This window comes from Rhodobacter sp. TJ_12, from assembly GCF_020023995.1.
GTDB lineage: Bacteria > Pseudomonadota > Alphaproteobacteria > Rhodobacterales > Rhodobacteraceae > Rhodobacter.
In genome coordinates this window covers 1-558 of sequence record NZ_NRRD01000078.1, presented here as the reverse complement: position 1 = coordinate 558, position 558 = coordinate 1, and the positions used below count along the sequence as shown (strand labels likewise).

Annotated in this window: 1 tRNA gene and 2 rRNA genes; all 3 read left to right on the top strand. The window is 53.8% G+C overall.

What is annotated here, in order from left to right:
- Positions 1-136 (top strand): 23S ribosomal RNA (locus CKO11_RS17260); the annotation flags it as partial.
- A gap of 99 nt (positions 137-235) precedes the next feature.
- Positions 236-350, top strand: a 5S ribosomal RNA gene (gene rrf, locus CKO11_RS17255).
- 45 nt (positions 351-395) lie between these two features.
- Positions 396-472 (top strand) — tRNA-Met (locus CKO11_RS17250).
- Positions 473-558 lie beyond the last annotated feature (86 nt).

The window sequence follows — 558 nt, the reverse complement described above, 5'->3', positions numbered from 1 at the left end:
CATCTAAGCGGGAAGCCCCCTTCAAAACAAGGTCTCCCTTGAGGGCCGTGGAAGACCACCACGTCGATAGGCCAGAGGTGTAAGCGCAGCAATGCGTTCAGCTGACTGGTACTAATTGCCCGATAGGCTTGATCTGACCCGGTAACAGCAAGGCTCAAAAGCCAATGCTCTACCCCAGATCAGAAGCAATAGACCAGGAACAAGCAAAAGCCTGATGTTGTCGTTTCTTCTCCGGTCTGGTGGCCATAGCACGAGCAAAACACCCGATCCCATCCCGAACTCGGCAGTTAAGTGCCGTCGCGCCAATGGTACTGCGTCTCAAGACGTGGGAGAGTAGGTCGCCGCCAGACCTGATAAGAAACGAAAATCCCTCAAAACGATCAAATCAAAACCGACGCGGGGTGGAGCAGCCCGGTAGCTCGTCAGGCTCATAACCTGAAGGCCGCAGGTTCAAATCCTGCCCCCGCAACCAAACTTTCTATCAAGATATCAAAGGCTTAGGCTGAAACAAGGCGCCCCACGGGGCGCTTTTTGCGTTGCAACACGTTACGTCACATT